A 15,890-nucleotide genomic window follows, 5' to 3' on the forward strand; every position below is an offset into this window, starting at 1 on the left:
GTTCATTGGCCTGAGCCTGCTGTGTTTGCTGGCGATCTGGTTGTCGCTGGCGTTGGGGCCGGTGAGTTTGCCGTTGTTCGACACGTTATGTGCGGCATTGCGGTTGATGGGTTTGCCCATCGCGCCCGACGGATTGGAGCAGGCCGAACTGATCCTCGGGCAGATTCGCTTGCCACGAACCTTACTCGGCTTGGCGGTGGGTGGCGTGTTAGCACTGTCTGGCGTGGCGATGCAGGGCCTGTTTCGCAACCCTCTGGCCGATCCGGGATTGGTAGGTGTCTCCAGTGGCGCGGCTTTGGGCGCAGCCATCGCGATTGTCTGCGGCTCGGTGTTCGGCGGTTTGCCTGAATCCTTCGGGCCTTACCTGTTATCGGTGTGCGCGTTTCTCGGCGGGCTGGGTGTAACGGCGCTGGTCTATCGACTGGGGCGGCGCAATGGCCAGACTAATGTCGCCACTATGCTACTGGCCGGTATTGCATTGACTGCCCTTGCCGGTTCGGCGGTAGGGTTGTTCACCTACCTGGCGGATGACGCGACCCTGCGTACCTTGACGTTCTGGAACTTGGGCAGTCTTAACGGCGCCAGTTATTCGCGACTTTGGCCGTTGTTACTAGTGAGCACCGGTGTGGCGCTGTGGCTGCCGCGTCGGGCCAAGGCCTTGAATGCATTGTTGCTGGGGGAGTCAGAGGCAGGTCACCTGGGTATTAATGTCGAAAGGCTTAAGCGTGAACTTGTGTTCTGCACGGCACTGGGCGTCGGTGCGGCGGTTGCGGCAGCGGGGATGATCGGGTTCGTCGGTCTGGTGGTGCCGCATCTGGTACGGCTGCTGGCCGGCCCCGATCATCGTGTGCTGTTGCCGGCGTCGGTATTGGCGGGCGCCAGCCTCTTGTTGTTTGCCGATCTGGTGGCGCGGCTGGCCCTGGCGCCGGCCGAATTGCCGATCGGGATCGTCACAGCCTTCATCGGCGCACCGTTCTTTCTGTATTTACTGCTCAGAGGGCGTGCCTGATGTTGCGAGCGCAGAACCTGCAAATCCGGCGCGGTCGAAAAATTGTCCTCACGGGCATCACCCTTGAGCTCAAACCGGGCGAAGTCCTCGGCGTGCTCGGGCCCAACGGTGCCGGAAAAAGCACGTTACTCGGCGCCCTGTGCGGCGAACTGCAGATGGACCACGGCAGTGTCTGGCTCGATGAACGCGAGCTGAGTCATTGGGTCGGGGCGCAGCGAGCCCAGCGTTTGGCGGTGTTGCCGCAAGTGTCGACCCTGGACTTTGCCTTTCGCGTCGAAGAAGTGGTCGGCATGGGTCGTCTGCCGTATCAAAGCGGCCGGGTCATGGATGACGAAATCGTCGCCGCCGCGCTGCACGCGGCCGATGCGCGGCACCTGAGTGGTCGTAGTTATCTGGCATTGTCCGGTGGTGAGCGTCAGCGGGTGCACCTGGCACGCGTCTTGGCGCAGCTGTGGCCTGGGGAGGCGGGGCAAACGTTGTTGCTCGACGAACCGACGTCGATGCTCGACCCGCTGCATCAACACACTACGCTGCAAGCGGTGCGTGAATTCGCCGATCGTGGTGCCGCGGTGCTGGTGATCCTGCATGATCTGAATCTGGCGGCACGCTATTGTGATCGTCTGTTACTGCTCGAAGGCGGGCGACCCGTGGCGCTGGATACGCCGGAGCAGGTGCTGCGCCCGGAGCCGCTCAAGGCCGTGTTCGGGCTGGAAGTACTGGTGCAACCGCACCCGGAGCGTGGGCATCCGCTGATCATCTCCCGCTGAGCATTTCATTGAGGTGAAAACATGCGTGCGATGGTGATCCTGGCTGTGCTGTTACTGAGTGCCTGTCAGCATGGGCCGGTGGTGCCACCACCCGTCAGCGGCGAGATCCGGGATCTGCGCAGCGGGCAAACATTGACAGCGCAGGAACTGCTTGCACGGTTGGCCAAGCCTTCGCGGCTGATCGTGGGCGAGCAGCATGACAATCGTGATCACCATCAGCTGCAATTGTGGCTGTTACAGGCGCTGGGGGAGCGGCGGCCCCAAGGCAGTTTGCTGCTGGAAATGCTCACGCCGGATCAACAAGGGCGCGTCGATCACGTTAAGTACTCTTCACCGCTACCCGCTGACTTGCCCAATGCATTGGCCTGGCAACCGGGATGGGACTGGAATCTCTATGGGCCGATCGTCGGTTTCGCCCTGACTCAGCCGTACCCGTTGCTGGCGGCCAATCTGGATACGCTTGAAGTCCGTAATGTCTATGCCAAACCGCCGGCATTGAGCGGTTCGCTCTCCAACGCGCCGAGGGTCAAGGATGAGTTGCTGGCACAGATCAGCGATTCCCATTGCGGCCTGCTGCCCACATCGCAAATGCCTGCGATGCTGGCCGTCCAGCAGCAACGTGACCGGCGGATGGCCAGGCGATTACTGGCCGCCACAACGCCTTCACTGCTATTTGCCGGCGCCTACCACGCACGCAAGGATGTCGGGGTGCCAATTCATGTGCGGGACTTGGGGGCCTCTGAAGCGCCAACCGTATTGATGCTGGCGGAGCAGGGCGCTGAAGTCACGCCGGCCATGGCCGATTACGTCTGGTATACGCCTGCCACGCCGCCACAGGATTACTGCGCGCAAATGCGCAAACAGTTCGGCAAGCAGGCAGGGCAGTAAAACCTGGCGAGTTTTTCACAGGCAAAAAAAGACCCGGCAAGAGCCGGGTCAAATAACCGTGATTAGCCTGATGAGGAGATAATCTGAGAGTCCGAACCAAGGGCTTTTCAGAATATCGACCAGTCTCGCGACCAGTTGTGGTAATCATAGCGATTCTCATTACCATGTCAATCGCTGATTTTGGTTTTCTGTTGATCTCACCAGATCCTTTGGTGAAAGCCTTGCAATCATTGCTCTTCAGGCTGCGTTCTTAAATGTGATGGCCCGTTCAAATCTTGTGGCGTGACGAAATGGCGTCCAGCTGTTTGTTCAAAGCTTCCTTGCGTTCGGCGGGAATGTCGTTCCAGTGAACATCCATCAGTGCGCCTTCGATCGCATACAACAACACCTTGGAAGCCCGAAAACCGCGCGTGCGCACGGCTCGATAAGCATCCACAGCTCCCAGCCGACGCAAGTCCGATGCACTGTGGATGCCCACGGCATGCAGCCATTGCGCCGACGTCTTGCCAAGATTTTTCAGGTGTTGCAGTTCATCATTCATCAAGCCTCCTTGCGACAGCCGAACGGTGCGTGGGCGAGCCTCTCAGCAGTGTAGCCATCAGTAGGAAAAGCGTGATTGTTTGGTCGGTTTCGACGCAAAAGCTTCTAAGACGCGAGCTCTGGAAGTGGCGGGAAAAGGCTGCGAGTGCGATTGGAAGGCGTGAGTTTCGGGGGTAAAAAATACAAGTCCAGCGCAGGCAGGGGCGCCGGACTTTGTAGAACGTCGCTTTAGCGAGTGCGATAACGCAGGCGCGTTCCGAAATTCATCGACATCAGAATCTCATCGGCACTGAGCTCTGGCGGAAAGTAGGCGCCGGAGATCTGCGCATGGGCCAGGCTCGCCCCTTCAAGGGACGCGTTGCGAAAATCGATGCCGCGCAAGTCGGCGGAGCGGAAATAGGCATCGGTGAAGTCGACGCCGTCAGCGTTCAGTTCACGCAGATCGAGGCCCCGGAAATCGCCACCGACCATGTCGATAGGTCCACCCGATGGGCGTTCGTTGTTAAAGCCTGTGATGTCGTCTTTGTGCAGCAAGGCATAAAGCGGGGTGTCGAGAAGTTTCGGCTGGCTCATGTCGCATCACCTGATGGTTTTATGACGCCAGTATAGTGCCACTATTTGACAGCCGTGAAGCCGGTGAAGGCTTCACGGTTGAAATAGTTTTTTACAGGCCCGGCAGGCGCTGACGAATCTGCGCAACGACGGTATCGAGGGTGCCACTTTCATTGGTCTGGACGCGTTTGCTGCACAGGATTTCTGTTGGCGTCAGGGCCTCGCGGCTGGCTTGCTGAGCGGCGATAACGGTCAGGTTGGCGTCGGACGGATCGTTATTGTCTGCCTGACGTTGCTTCAGCCAGCTCTCGATCACCGCTTGCGGTGCGTCGCAATCGAGGATCAGGAACGGCGCACCCGTGGCTTCGGCGATTTTTGCCGCGCCGTCGCGTTGGTCGCGCTTGAGGTAGGTGGCATCGACCACCACCGGGAAACCGGCGTGCAAAATTACCCCGGCGATTTCATGCAGGCGGTTGTAAGTAGCGGCGCTGGCGTCGGCACTATAAATGCCGGCCTGCAGGTCGTTCGGTACGGCTTGCTCACCGAACATACGCTTGCGCTCGACATCGGAACGCAAGCGGATGGCGCCCAGCGCTTCCACCAGGCGCATGGCCACGTGGCTTTTACCGACAGCGGAAACACCGTGGGTGATCGCCAGGAAGCGCGAAGGAATGGTGCTGTAGCTTTCCGCCAGATTGGCGTAGTTGCGGTACTGACGCAGGGTGGTAGCACGCTGCACCGGATCGGCCTCGGCTGGCATGCTGAACAGACTGACCTTGGCGCGAACCAGTGCGCGGTAGGCTTTATAGAAGTTCAACAACTCCAGGCCCTGATAGTCGCCGGTCAATTCCAGGTATTGGCTGATGAAACGGCGCGCCAGGCTTTTCAGGCCGCGATCCTCCAGGTCCATGGCCAGGAAGCCGGTGTCGGCGTAAACGTCGGTGAAGCGGAACGGTTCGTTGAACTCGATGCAGTCGAAGATCACGACCTTGCCGTCGATCACGGTGGCGTTGCCCAAATGAATGTCACCGTGGCATTCACGAATGAAACCGTCGGCCTTACGCTGGGCGAATAGTGGCTTGAGGCGTTCGAAGCTGCTTTCGGCCCAGGCTTGCAGCGCTTCGAGTTGCAGCAGATCGGCCTTGTCGCTGAGGAACGGGCGGATTTGTTCGAAGTTCTGCCGTACCGGCGCCATGACGCTGTCCGGCGTGCCAGCTTCGTGTTCGGCAGGCACTTTCGGCGCGCTGAGGTGGAATTGAGCGATCTGCGCTGCCATCTCATCGATGTGCGTGGTGGTCAATTCGCCGTTGGCTTGCAAGATGCTGAGCAATTGGCTTTGTGGGAACTGGCGCATTTTCAGGGCGTAATCGACGACCGGTCCTTCGCCGCCCAGTTGGGGGGCCTCGGCGCTGCCGGTGATCGGCAACACTTCCAGATACAGATCATGGGTCAGGCGCTGGTTCAAGCGCAGCTCTTCAGCGCAGAAATGCTCGCGAGCTTCGAGGCTGGTGAAGTCGAGGAAGCCGAAATTCACGGGCTTCTTCACTTTATAAGCGTAGGGGCCGGTGAGCAGCACCCACGAAATATGGGTTTCGATGACCTGAAACCCTTCTACGGGATGCGGGTAGAGGGCCGGGTTTTGCAGGGCAGCGATCAGGGACTGGCTCACAGGCGATCCTTCAGAGTCTGGGAAAAATTCAAGGCCGCCATTATGGCCGCAAGTCTGCCCGACGCAAACCTCAGCGGGCTTCTGTCGAGTATGAATAAAGTGCGTATAATCCGCCGCCATGACTCGTACTCGATCCCCCCGCACCCCAAAAAAACCACCTTCCAAGGGCATGCGCCCCTGGCTGGGCTGGGCCCTTAAACTCAGCTTGGTCGGCCTTGTGGTGCTTGCCGGGTTTGCGGTTTACCTCGACGCAGTGGTCCAGGAGAAGTTCTCCGGCAAACGCTGGACCATCCCGGCCAAGGTGTACGCGCGCCCGCTTGAATTGTTCACTGGTCAAAAGTTGAGCAAGGAAGACTTCCTCACCGAGCTCGATGCCTTGGGCTACCGACGCGAAGCCGTCAGCAACGGCCCCGGCGCGGCTGCGGTCAATGGCAATACCATCGACTTGAACACCCGAGGCTTCCAGTTCTATGAAGGCATGGAGACGGCTCAGCCTGTGCGCGTGCGCTTCTCCGGCGATTACGTGGCCGAGCTCTCGGCGACCAACGGTTCGAAGCTTTCTGTGGTTCGCCTGGAACCGCTGCTGATTGGCGGGATTTACCCGAAAAACCTTGAAGACCGCATCCTGATCAAGATCGATCAGGTTCCGCCGTATCTGCTCGAAACCCTGATTGCCGTAGAAGACCGGGATTTCTACAGTCACTGGGGCGTGTCGCCGAAGTCGATCGTCCGAGCCATCTACGTCAACACCTCGGGCGGCAAAATGACCCAGGGCGGCAGTACGCTGACGCAACAGTTGGTCAAGAATTTCTACCTCACCAGCGAACGCAGCCTGACCCGTAAGCTCACCGAAGCCATGATGGCGATGCTGCTTGAGCTGCATTACGACAAGCGCGAAATTCTTGAGGCTTACCTCAATGAAGTGTTCGTCGGCCAAGATGGTCAGCGCGCGGTGCACGGTTTCGGTCTGGCCAGTCAGTTCTTCTTCGGGCAGCCATTGTCCGAGCTGAAACTGCACCAAGTTGCTTTGTTGGTGGGCATGGTCAAGGGACCGTCCTATTACAACCCGCGTCGTAACCCGGAGCGGGCGCTGGAGCGGCGCAATCTGGTGCTCGATGTTCTGGGGGAACAAGGCGTTGCTACCGCCGAACAGGTTGAAGCAGCGAAAAAAATGCCACTGGGTGTGACCACTCGCGGCAAGTTGGCCGACAGCTCGTTCCCGGGCTTCCTTGACCTGGTTAAACGTCAGTTGCGCGAAGACTACCGCGACGAAGACTTGACCGAAGAAGGGTTGCGGATTTTCACCAGTTTCGACCCGATCCTGCAGATGAAAGCCGAAGCCTCGGTCAACGACACGTTCAAGCGTCTGGCCGGGCGTAAGGGTTCCGATGAGGTTGAGGCGGCCATGGTCGTGACCAACCCGGAAACCGGAGAAGTCCAGGCCATGATCGGCAGCCGTCAGGCGGGTTTTGCCGGTTTCAACCGGGCGTTGGACGCAGTACGACCGATTGGCTCGTTGATCAAGCCGGCGGTTTATCTGACAGCCCTCGAGAAGCCGAGCCAGTACACGCTGACCAGTTGGCTGTCGGACGAATCCTTCTCGGTCAAAGGCGCGGACGGTCAGGTCTGGAAACCGCAGAACTATGATCGCCGTTCCCACGGTACGGTGTTCCTTTATCAAGGGCTGGCGCATTCCTACAACCTGTCGACCGCACGTCTGGGCTTGGCGGTGGGCGTACCGAATGTCTTGAAGACCCTGGCGCGTCTGGGGGTGAGTCGCGAGTTCCCGGCGTTCCCGTCGATGTTGCTGGGTGCCGGTGGCTTGACCCCGATCGAAGTGGCGACCATGTACCAGACGCTGGCCAACGGTGGGTTCAATACGCCGATGCGCGGGATCCGCAGCGTGCTGACTGCCGAGGGCGAGCCACTCAAGCGTTATCCATTCCAGATTCAGCAGCAGTTCGATCCGGCGTCCATTTACCTGGTTCAGAGCGCCATGCAACGAGTCATGCGTGAAGGCACCGGTAGCTCGGTTTATAACGTGTTGCCGAAAACCCTGACGCTGGCCGGCAAGACCGGTACCAGTAACGATTCCCGGGACAGCTGGTTCGCCGGTTTCAGTCAGGATCTGCTGGCGGTGGTCTGGCTGGGGCGCGATGATAACGGCAAGACGCCATTCACCGGTGCCACCGGTGCGTTGCAGGTCTGGACCAGTTTCATGCGCAAGGCCGATCCGCTGCCGCTGGACATGCCGCAGCCGGACAACATTGTTCAGGCCTGGGTTGATTCGCGCACCGGACAAGGTTCTGAAGGCAGCTGCCCAGGCGCAGTGCAGATGCCGTATATTCGCGGCAGCGAACCGCCTCCCGGTCCCGCTTGCGGTGGCGAAAGCCCTGCTGAATCGGTGATGGATTGGGTCAAGGGCTGGATGAATTAAGCGAAGAGGGTTTCAAGTGAACAAGTGGTTGATTCCAGCAGTGACTGCCGTGGCTTTGCTCAGCGGTTGCTCTACCGTACAGCGAGGTTCGATTCCGGTTGTGGATGCCGGCAGCGCCGTCTCCAACAGCGAACGGATTTCGGCGAATGGCGGTTTCCGGCAGTCGACGGTAAAACGTCCCGCACAAGCCCAGACTCAGGCAATCCCGCAAGGGGACACTGGCGTTGTTGTGATGGTGCCGGGTGGTGGCGCCGTTTCCTCGGCCCCGATCAGCACTTCGCCGATTACCCCGGGCCCGATCACTCCGGGGCCGATCGATACCTCGCCGGTCCAGTCGGCACCGATCAACCAGGGCAGCTACAGCATGCCGTCGACGCCGAGCGGGATTCCTTCGGCGAGCTCCGGCGGCCTGTCTGCCGATGAGCAACTGGACGGCCCGGTCCTGGCGTTGTTGACCACTGCCCAGCAGCAACAGGCCAGTGGCGACCTTAATGGCGCGTCTTCCAGCCTCGAGCGCGCCCAGCGTGTCGCGCCGCGTGAGCCACAAGTGCTTTACCGTCTGGCCCAGGTACGTATGGCTCAAGGCGATGCGGCTCAGGCCGAACAATTCGCTCGTCGTGGTTTGACGTTCGCCAATGGTCGTCCGGCTCTTCAGGCCAGCTTGTGGGAATTGATCGCACAGGCGCGTGAGAAACAGGGTGACTCTGCCGGTGCAGCGTTGGCGCGTCAGAAGGCCAAGGTCTCGCTGTGATGGATGCACGCTTCCCGAAGATTGCCGAACAGTTGCTGTTGATCGAGCGCGAACTACGCGTTCAGGGCTGGTGGGACGAAGTCTCGCCATCTCCTGAAGCGCTATCCAGCGTCGAGCCGTTCTCGGTGGATACGCTGGATTTCGAGCAATGGCTGCAATGGATCTTCTTGCCAAGAATGAAGTTGATCCTGGAACAAGACCTGCCGTTACCCAACGCGTCGGGGATCCAGGAGATGGCCGAAATGGTCTTCGCCGCCCGCAACGTCCAGGGCAAGGATCGGCAGCTTCAGGTCTTGCTCAAAGAGTTCGACCTGTTGATCACCGCCTCTCGCTGATTAACAGGAGCCGTAGGAGCTGTAGGAGCTGTCGAGTGAAACGAGGCTGCGATCTCTTGATCTTGTTTTTAAAAAGCAAAATCAAAAGATCGCAGCCTCGTTTCACTCGACAGCTCCTACATGCAGTTTTTTCCAATCTGTTTCTGTGCTTCGGTGATGCGTTCCTGACGTTGTTGGTCGGTCAGGCGGCGCATCTCTCCTTCGACATCTTCCCGTAGTCGCGGATTATTCTGCAGTTGAGCCAGGTTGGTTCGAGTCTGCTCGCAGAACACTTTTAGCTGGGCTTGCTGCTCGGCAACCTGTTTTTTCACTTTGTTGTCGATGGCCCGTTGATCGCCTATCACGTTGCTGCGCGTTGGCGTGGCCGGTTTGTCGACGGGCGGGGCGGGCGTCACCACGAGGGTGGGCTCTTGGCCTGAAGGCGGTTGCGCATCGAAATGGGTAACGCCCTGGGCATCGACCCATTTATAGATCTGACCCGCCATGCACAAAGGGCTCAGGCTGATTAGCAAGCCGGCGGTGAAGAAGAACGTTCGCATGCCATTTCCTTGTCATGGGTGCGCAATCGAAGCTAACACAGTTGCGGTTTAAAGGTTTTTTCTTGCGTTCTCATGCGCTTAGTTCGAATAAAGCACATTGACGGCTTGACTTGCGATGGGCGAAACAGAAGAATCCAAAGTCCGCTGTAGAGGGACTGCCAGAAGCAGACCCACTCGGTAGATCATGAGGCGCACATCCGCGCCGACCTGTTACACCCGCAACGCGTTACCTCGCGCTGGGTGGGAAAGGCCCGCAACACTTGGGACGATCCCAATACTTGCTCAGTCAGTGCTGACGTAGTCGGCGACCACCGTCGCTCATGCTCTGCCGAGAAGTAAACCTATTAAGACCCGTCCTCTTGTATGTGGGCGGTATTCTGGCGTTTTAGAGGTGAACAACGTGGAGCTTTTATCTGGCGGTGAGATGCTCGTCCGCTTTTTGCGTGACGAAGGCGTCAAATATATCTACGGGTACCCGGGTGGTGCTCTTCTTCATGTCTATGATGCCCTGTTCAAAGAGCCGGAAGTGACCCACATCCTGGTTCGTCACGAGCAGGCTGCGACCCATATGGCTGACGGCTATGCCCGTGCCACCGGTAAAGCCGGTGTGGTACTGGTAACCTCCGGCCCGGGCGCAACCAACGCCATCACCGGTATTGCCACGGCCTACATGGACTCCATTCCGATGGTGATCATTTCCGGCCAGGTGCCTAGCACCATGGTAGGCACCGATGCATTCCAGGAAACCGACATGATCGGTATCTCCCGGCCGATCGTGAAGCACAGCTTCATGATCAAGCATGCCTCGGAAATCCCGGAAGTCATGAAGAAAGCGTTCTACCTGGCGCAATCCGGTCGTCCTGGTCCGGTCGTTGTCGATATCCCGAAAGACATGACCAACCCGGCCGAGAAGTTCGAATACATCTTCCCGAAAAAAGCCAAGCTGCGTTCCTACAGCCCGGCCGTTCGCGGTCACTCCGGGCAAATCCGCAAGGCAGCCGAAATGCTCCTGGCGGCCAAGCGTCCTGTGCTTTATTCAGGCGGCGGGGTGATTCTCGGTGGTGGCTCCGCGCCACTGACCGAACTGGCAAAGATGCTCAACCTGCCAGTGACCAATACCCTGATGGGCCTGGGGGCCTACCCTGGCACCGACCGTCAGTTCATTGGCATGCTAGGCATGCACGGCAGCTACACCGCCAACCTGGCGATGCACCATGCCGATGTCATCCTCGCAGTCGGTGCGCGTTTCGACGATCGCGTGATCAACGGCCCGGCCAAGTTTTGTCCGAATGCCAAGATCATTCACATCGACATCGACCCGGCTTCGATCTCCAAGACCATCAAGGCAGACGTGCCTATCGTCGGCCCGGTCGAAAGTGTCCTGACCGAAATGGTCGCGATCCTCAAGGAAATCGGCGAGACCCCGAACAAGGAGTCCGTTGCCAGCTGGTGGAAGCAAGTCGATGAGTGGCGCGGTGATCGCGGCCTGTTCCCTTATGACAAGGGCGATGGCAGCGTGATCAAGCCGCAGACCGTGATCGAAACCCTGTGCGAAGTGACCAAGGGCGACGCCTTTGTGACCTCCGACGTAGGCCAGCACCAAATGTTCGCCGCGCAGTACTACACGTTCAACAAGCCAAACCGCTGGATCAACTCCGGTGGCTTGGGCACCATGGGCTTCGGTTTTCCGGCGGCCATGGGCATCAAGTTGAGCTTCCCGGATGACGACGTCGCCTGCGTTACGGGCGAGGGCAGCATCCAGATGAACATTCAGGAACTGTCGACCTGCCTGCAATACGGTTTGCCGGTGAAGATCGTCATTCTGAATAACGGTGTACTGGGTATGGTTCGCCAGTGGCAGGACATGAGTTATGGCAGCCGCCACTCGCACTCCTACATGGAATCGTTGCCTGACTTCGTCAAGCTGGCCGAGGCCTATGGTCACGTTGGCGTGCGCATCACCGAATCGAAAGATTTGAAGTCGAAGATGGAAGAGGCGTTCGCCATGAAAGATCGCCTGGTGGTTATCGATATTTCGGTCGACACCAGCGAGCACGTCTACCCGATGCAGATCAAAGACGGCTCCATGCGCGATATGTGGCTGAGCAAGACGGAGCGTACTTAATCATGCGGCACATTATTTCCTTGCTTCTGGAAAACGAACCGGGCGCTCTGTCTCGTGTAGTCGGCCTGTTCTCGCAGCGCAACTACAACATCGAAAGCCTGACCGTGGCGCCAACCGAAGACCCGACCCTGTCGCGTCTGACGCTGACTACGGTAGGGCACGATGAAGTCATCGAGCAGATCACCAAGAACCTGAACAAGTTGATCGAAGTGGTAAAACTGGTCGACCTGTCGGAGAGTGCTCACATCGAGCGCGAACTGATGCTGGTCAAGGTCAAGGCCACCGGCGCCCAGCGCGCCGAGATCAAGCGCACCACCGATATTTATCGCGGGCAGATCGTTGATGTCAGCGCTAGCGTATATACCGTTCAATTGACCGGTACCAGCGACAAGCTGGACAGTTTCATTCAATCGATCGGGACTGCCTCGATTCTGGAAACCGTACGCAGTGGCGTCACCGGGATTGCCCGCGGCGACAAAGTACTGAGCATCTAAACCAAATTAGCGAATGGCCTGAAGGGCCAGATATAAAGGGGAAATTCATGAAAGTTTTCTACGATAAAGACTGCGACCTGTCGATCATCCAGGGCAAGAAAGTTGCCATCATCGGTTACGGTTCCCAGGGCCACGCTCAAGCGTGCAACCTGAAAGACTCCGGCGTCGACGTTACTGTTGGTCTGCGTAAAGGTTCGGCTACTGTTGCCAAAGCCGAAGCCCACGGCCTGAAAGTGACCGACGTTGCTTCCGCCGTAGCGGCTGCCGACCTGGTCATGATCCTGACCCCGGACGAGTTCCAGTCTGCCCTGTACAAGAACGAAATCGAGCCGAACATCAAGAAAGGCGCCACCCTGGCCTTCTCCCACGGTTTCGCGATTCACTACAACCAGGTTGTGCCACGTGCTGACCTCGACGTGATCATGATCGCGCCGAAAGCTCCGGGCCACACCGTGCGATCCGAGTTCGTCAAAGGCGGCGGTATCCCTGATCTGATCGCTATCTACCAGGATGCTTCGGGCAACGCCAAAAACGTTGCACTGTCCTACGCTGCTGGCGTTGGTGGCGGTCGTACCGGCATCATCGAAACCACCTTCAAGGACGAGACCGAAACCGACCTGTTCGGCGAACAAGCCGTTCTGTGCGGCGGTACCGTTGAACTGGTGAAAGCCGGTTTCGAAACCCTGGTTGAAGCTGGTTATGCGCCAGAAATGGCCTACTTCGAATGCCTGCACGAACTGAAGCTGATCGTTGACCTCATGTACGAAGGCGGTATCGCCAACATGAACTACTCGATCTCCAACAACGCTGAGTACGGCGAGTACGTGACCGGTCCGGAAGTGATCAACGCCGAATCCCGTCAGGCCATGCGCAACGCCCTGAAACGTATTCAGGACGGCGAATACGCCAAGATGTTCATCAGCGAAGGCGCCACCGGCTATCCTTCGATGACCGCCAAGCGTCGTAACAACGCCGCCCACGGTATCGAAATCATCGGTGAGCAACTGCGCTCGATGATGCCGTGGATCGGTGCCAACAAGATCGTCGACAAAGCCAAGAACTAAGTCCCGAGCTTGTACGGAAAACGCGGCCCAGGCCGCGTTTTTTCGTTTGGATCCGCCGGTTCTGGTATAAAGCTGCATTGTTTGTGGCCGAACCGTCGTCCCAGACACCTGTCGAAACTTTCCACCCCGTTGCAAGGTAAATGTCCATGAGCGAACGTCCCGAAGAGCCAAAGCAGGCTTCTGACGCCGAAAGCCTTCTGCCTATCGATGAGCACATCGAAGAAGGGCATGACGCTGAAGGTCGTAAAGTCCGGCATCGTGGTATCTATCTGCTGCCGAATCTGTTCACCACTGCGAACCTCTTCGCAGGGTTCTATTCCATCATCAACTCGATGAGCGCCCAGAGTGCCTTGAGTGCGGGTGATGTGATCGGCGCGAGCAAATATTTTGCGTTTGCCGCGATCGCGATTTTCGTCGCCATGGTGCTCGACGGTCTCGACGGTCGCGTTGCCCGTATGACCAATACCCAAAGCGCCTTCGGTGCCGAGTACGACTCGCTGTCAGACATGGTTGCCTTTGGTGTGGCGCCGGCATTGCTGGCATTCGGTTGGGCTTTGGGTGACATGGGCAAGGTCGGCTGGATGGTTGCCTTCATCTATGTGGCAGGGGCAGCGTTACGTCTGGCGCGTTTCAACACTCAGGTCGGCACCGCAGACAAACGTTACTTCATCGGCCTGGCCAGCCCGGCCGCCGCCGGTGTGGTCGCGGGCATTGTCTGGGCGTTCAGCGATTACGGCATTCAGGGTTCCAAGATGTCGTTCCTGGTTGCGCTGATGGTTGCCGCCGCTGGCATGCTGATGGTCAGCAACATCAAGTACAACAGCTTCAAGGAGCTGGACTTGAAAGGGCGCGTTCCCTTTGTCGCAATCCTCGCGGTGGTATTGGTATTCGCCGTTGTGTTCAGTGATCCGCCGCGTATTTTGCTGCTGGTTTTCCTTGCCTATGCGGCTTCCGGGCCGATCCAGTACCTGCTGCGCCTTCGTCGGCACAAAAAAGCCGAGTGATGTAATTTCCCTCATACTCCGCAGTCTATGGGTGCATCTGTCCTCCAAAGCTGCGGAGTTGTCATGCTGATCAAAGTCCCCCAAGTGTCCGACTGTCATGAGTCGGACGTCACGCCTGAATCCCTCTACCTTTCTCGTCGCAGTGTATTGGGTGCCGCCGTCGCCGGTTTGGCGATGAGCAGTCTGCCGCGTTGGGCGAATGCCGATGATGTTGCGCGTTATGCCGATGTCGAGCCTGGCAAGGCGCCGGCCTGGTTTGCCGAAAAGCTTCCTTCTACTAAATGGGGGGCAATCAGCGTCAAGGATGAGGCGATTACGCCTTTCAAGGATGCGACCCACTACAACAACTTCTATGAGTTCGGTACCGATAAAGGTGATCCAGCGGCCAACGCCGGCGCGCTGAAAACCGAACCCTGGAGCGTGGTGGTGGATGGGGAGGTGGGTAAGCCGGGGCGGTATGCCCTGGAAGACTTCATGAACCCCTATCAACTGGAAGAGCGCATCTATCGTCTTCGCTGTGTGGAGGCCTGGTCGATGGTCATTCCGTGGATCGGCTTTCCTGTTTCGGCTTTGCTCAAGGAAGTCGAGCCGACGTCCAAAGCCAAGTTCATTCGCTTCGAAACCTTGCAGGATCCCAAGAGTATGCCCGGGCAGCGTTCCGGTTTTGCCCTGATCAACTGGCCTTATGTAGAAGGGTTGCGTCTGGATGAGGCGATGAATCCATTGGCGATTCTTGCTGTGGGCATGTATGGGCGTGAGTTGCCGAATCAGAACGGTGCGCCACTGCGTCTGGTGGTGCCTTGGAAGTATGGTTTCAAGAGCATCAAATCCATCGTGCGAATCAGCTTGGTCAGCGAGCAGCCGAAAACCACTTGGCAGAGTATCGCCTCCGACGAGTACGGTTTTTATGCGAACGTGAACCCGGCAGTCGATCACCCGCGCTGGACCCAGGCACGGGAAAGGCGTTTGCCGAGCGGCCTGTTCAAGCCCAATGTGCGGGACACGCAAATGTTCAACGGCTACTCGGATGAAGTCGCTTCTCTCTATACAGGGCTCGATTTGCGGAAGCATTACTGATGCGATATCCGTTTTGGCGTATTGGCGTCTTCAGCGCTGCAGCGATTTGGCCGCTGCTTTGGTTGTATCAGGCCTGGGCGGATGTGCTGGGGCCTGATCCGGGTAAGGTGTTGGTCGATCGTCTGGGGCAGGGGACGCTTGTGCTGTTGCTCATTACATTGAGCATGACGCCTTTGCAGAAGCTCACCGGTTGGCCGGGATGGATAGCGGTTCGGCGGCAGTTGGGTTTGTGGTGCTTTGCTTATGTTGTTCTGCATGTGAGCGGTTACACCGCGTTCATCCTTGGATTTGATTGGTCGCAGCTGGGTATCGAGTTGCGCAAGCGGCCCTACATTATTGTCGGGGTGCTGGGATTTCTCTGTTTGCTGGCCTTGGCGGTTACTTCTAATCGCTACAGCCAGCGGCGCTTGGGTTCTCGCTGGAAGAAACTGCATCGGTTGGTTTATGTGGTTCTCGGGCTCGGATTGCTGCATATGTTGTGGATCGTTCGCGCCGATCTGAAGGAATGGGCGATCTATGCTTCTATAGGTGCGTTGCTGTTGGTGCTGAGATTGCCGTCTGTGATCCGCCGGATTCCACGTTTAACAGCTAAAAAGCCCCCTTCTGCAAGAAAGGCATAATTAAGAGTTGACGGCAGAT

The 15,890-nt window shown here is 58.1% G+C and carries 16 protein-coding genes; 12 read left to right on the top strand and 4 right to left on the bottom strand.

The features are described from left to right. Positions 1–25: 25 nt before the first annotated feature. Genes ABH909_RS08075 through ABH909_RS08085 form a run of 3 tightly spaced genes read left to right on the top strand, consistent with a single transcriptional unit; the run spans position 26 to position 2,664 of the window. Positions 26–1,009 carry a FecCD family ABC transporter permease gene (locus ABH909_RS08075; protein ID WP_429439779.1) on the top strand — a complete coding sequence of 328 codons (984 nt, stop codon included), beginning with the start codon at positions 26–28 and terminating at the stop codon, positions 1,007–1,009. Beyond that, positions 1,009–1,776: a heme ABC transporter ATP-binding protein gene (locus ABH909_RS08080; protein ID WP_429431985.1), complete on the top strand. Its 768-nt coding sequence runs from the start codon at positions 1,009–1,011 to the stop codon at positions 1,774–1,776. Before ABH909_RS08075 ends, ABH909_RS08080 begins: the two co-directional genes overlap by 1 nt. 21 nt (positions 1,777–1,797) lie before the next feature. Beyond that, positions 1,798–2,664: a ChaN family lipoprotein gene (locus ABH909_RS08085; protein WP_429431988.1), complete on the top strand. Its 867-nt coding sequence runs from the start codon at positions 1,798–1,800 to the stop codon at positions 2,662–2,664. Between the two features lie 268 nt (positions 2,665–2,932). On the opposite strand, the gene ABH909_RS08090 is transcribed toward ABH909_RS08085, so the two are convergent. The 3 genes from ABH909_RS08090 to ABH909_RS08100 all read right to left on the bottom strand — a co-directional run bounded on the left by ABH909_RS08090 (position 2,933) and on the right by ABH909_RS08100 (position 5,425). Next, positions 2,933–3,205 carry a TfoX/Sxy family protein gene (locus tag ABH909_RS08090; protein WP_007902045.1) on the bottom strand — a complete coding sequence of 91 codons (273 nt, stop codon included), beginning with the start codon at positions 3,203–3,205 and terminating at the stop codon, positions 2,933–2,935. 227 nt (positions 3,206–3,432) lie between these two features. After that, positions 3,433–3,777: a pentapeptide repeat-containing protein gene (locus ABH909_RS08095; RefSeq protein ID WP_237886741.1), complete on the bottom strand. Its 345-nt coding sequence runs from the start codon at positions 3,775–3,777 to the stop codon at positions 3,433–3,435. A 91-nt stretch (positions 3,778–3,868) separates the two neighbouring features. After that, complete coding sequence (locus ABH909_RS08100; protein WP_429431991.1) at positions 3,869–5,425, bottom strand: AAA family ATPase; 1,557 nt, start codon at positions 5,423–5,425, stop codon at positions 3,869–3,871. Positions 5,426–5,543: 118 nt separating this feature from the next. On the opposite strand from ABH909_RS08100, the gene mrcB reads away from it, so the two are divergent. Genes mrcB through ABH909_RS08115 form a run of 3 tightly spaced genes read left to right on the top strand, consistent with a single transcriptional unit; the run spans position 5,544 to position 8,948 of the window. Continuing rightward, entirely contained in the window at positions 5,544–7,862 is a 2,319-nt protein-coding gene (gene mrcB, locus ABH909_RS08105; RefSeq protein ID WP_429431994.1) for a penicillin-binding protein 1B, read from the top strand. Between the two features lie 16 nt (positions 7,863–7,878). Then, positions 7,879–8,613 carry a tetratricopeptide repeat protein gene (locus ABH909_RS08110; RefSeq protein WP_429431997.1) on the top strand — a complete coding sequence of 245 codons (735 nt, stop codon included), beginning with the start codon at positions 7,879–7,881 and terminating at the stop codon, positions 8,611–8,613. After that, positions 8,613–8,948, top strand: coding sequence for a YqcC family protein (locus ABH909_RS08115; protein WP_429432000.1), 336 nt, complete (start codon positions 8,613–8,615; stop codon positions 8,946–8,948). Before ABH909_RS08110 ends, ABH909_RS08115 begins: the two co-directional genes overlap by 1 nt. A gap of 116 nt (positions 8,949–9,064) precedes the next feature. Here ABH909_RS08115 and ABH909_RS08120 read toward each other — a convergent pair whose 3' ends face one another. Continuing rightward, entirely contained in the window at positions 9,065–9,487 is a 423-nt protein-coding gene (locus ABH909_RS08120; protein ID WP_429432003.1) for a DUF4124 domain-containing protein, read from the bottom strand. A gap of 400 nt (positions 9,488–9,887) precedes the next feature. Here ABH909_RS08120 and ABH909_RS08125 point away from each other — a divergent pair, with 400 nt between their 5' ends. From ABH909_RS08125 to msrQ, 6 genes are all read left to right on the top strand, one after another. After that, positions 9,888–11,612, top strand: coding sequence for an acetolactate synthase 3 large subunit (locus ABH909_RS08125; RefSeq protein WP_123497228.1), 1,725 nt, complete (start codon positions 9,888–9,890; stop codon positions 11,610–11,612). Between the two features lie 2 nt (positions 11,613–11,614). After that, entirely contained in the window at positions 11,615–12,106 is a 492-nt protein-coding gene (gene ilvN, locus ABH909_RS08130) for an acetolactate synthase small subunit (protein ID WP_003176102.1), read from the top strand. Between the two features lie 47 nt (positions 12,107–12,153). Further along, complete coding sequence (ilvC, locus tag ABH909_RS08135) at positions 12,154–13,170, top strand: ketol-acid reductoisomerase (RefSeq protein ID WP_003185459.1); 1,017 nt, start codon at positions 12,154–12,156, stop codon at positions 13,168–13,170. Between the two features lie 146 nt (positions 13,171–13,316). After that, a complete protein-coding gene (gene pssA, locus ABH909_RS08140) occupies positions 13,317–14,174 on the top strand; it encodes a CDP-diacylglycerol--serine O-phosphatidyltransferase (RefSeq protein WP_429432006.1) in 858 nt (285 codons plus the stop codon). 63 nt (positions 14,175–14,237) lie between these two features. Beyond that, positions 14,238–15,251 (top strand): protein-methionine-sulfoxide reductase catalytic subunit MsrP, encoded by a 1,014-nt coding sequence (gene msrP / locus ABH909_RS08145; RefSeq protein WP_429432009.1) that lies wholly within the window; start codon positions 14,238–14,240, stop codon positions 15,249–15,251. Beyond that, a complete protein-coding gene (gene msrQ / locus ABH909_RS08150; RefSeq protein WP_429432012.1) occupies positions 15,251–15,871 on the top strand; it encodes a protein-methionine-sulfoxide reductase heme-binding subunit MsrQ in 621 nt (206 codons plus the stop codon). Before msrP ends, msrQ begins: the two co-directional genes overlap by 1 nt. Positions 15,872–15,890: the final 19 nt, after the last annotated feature.

This window comes from Pseudomonas sp. BS3782 TE3695 (assembly GCF_050435305.1).
Taxonomy (GTDB): Bacteria; Pseudomonadota; Gammaproteobacteria; order Pseudomonadales; family Pseudomonadaceae; genus Aquipseudomonas.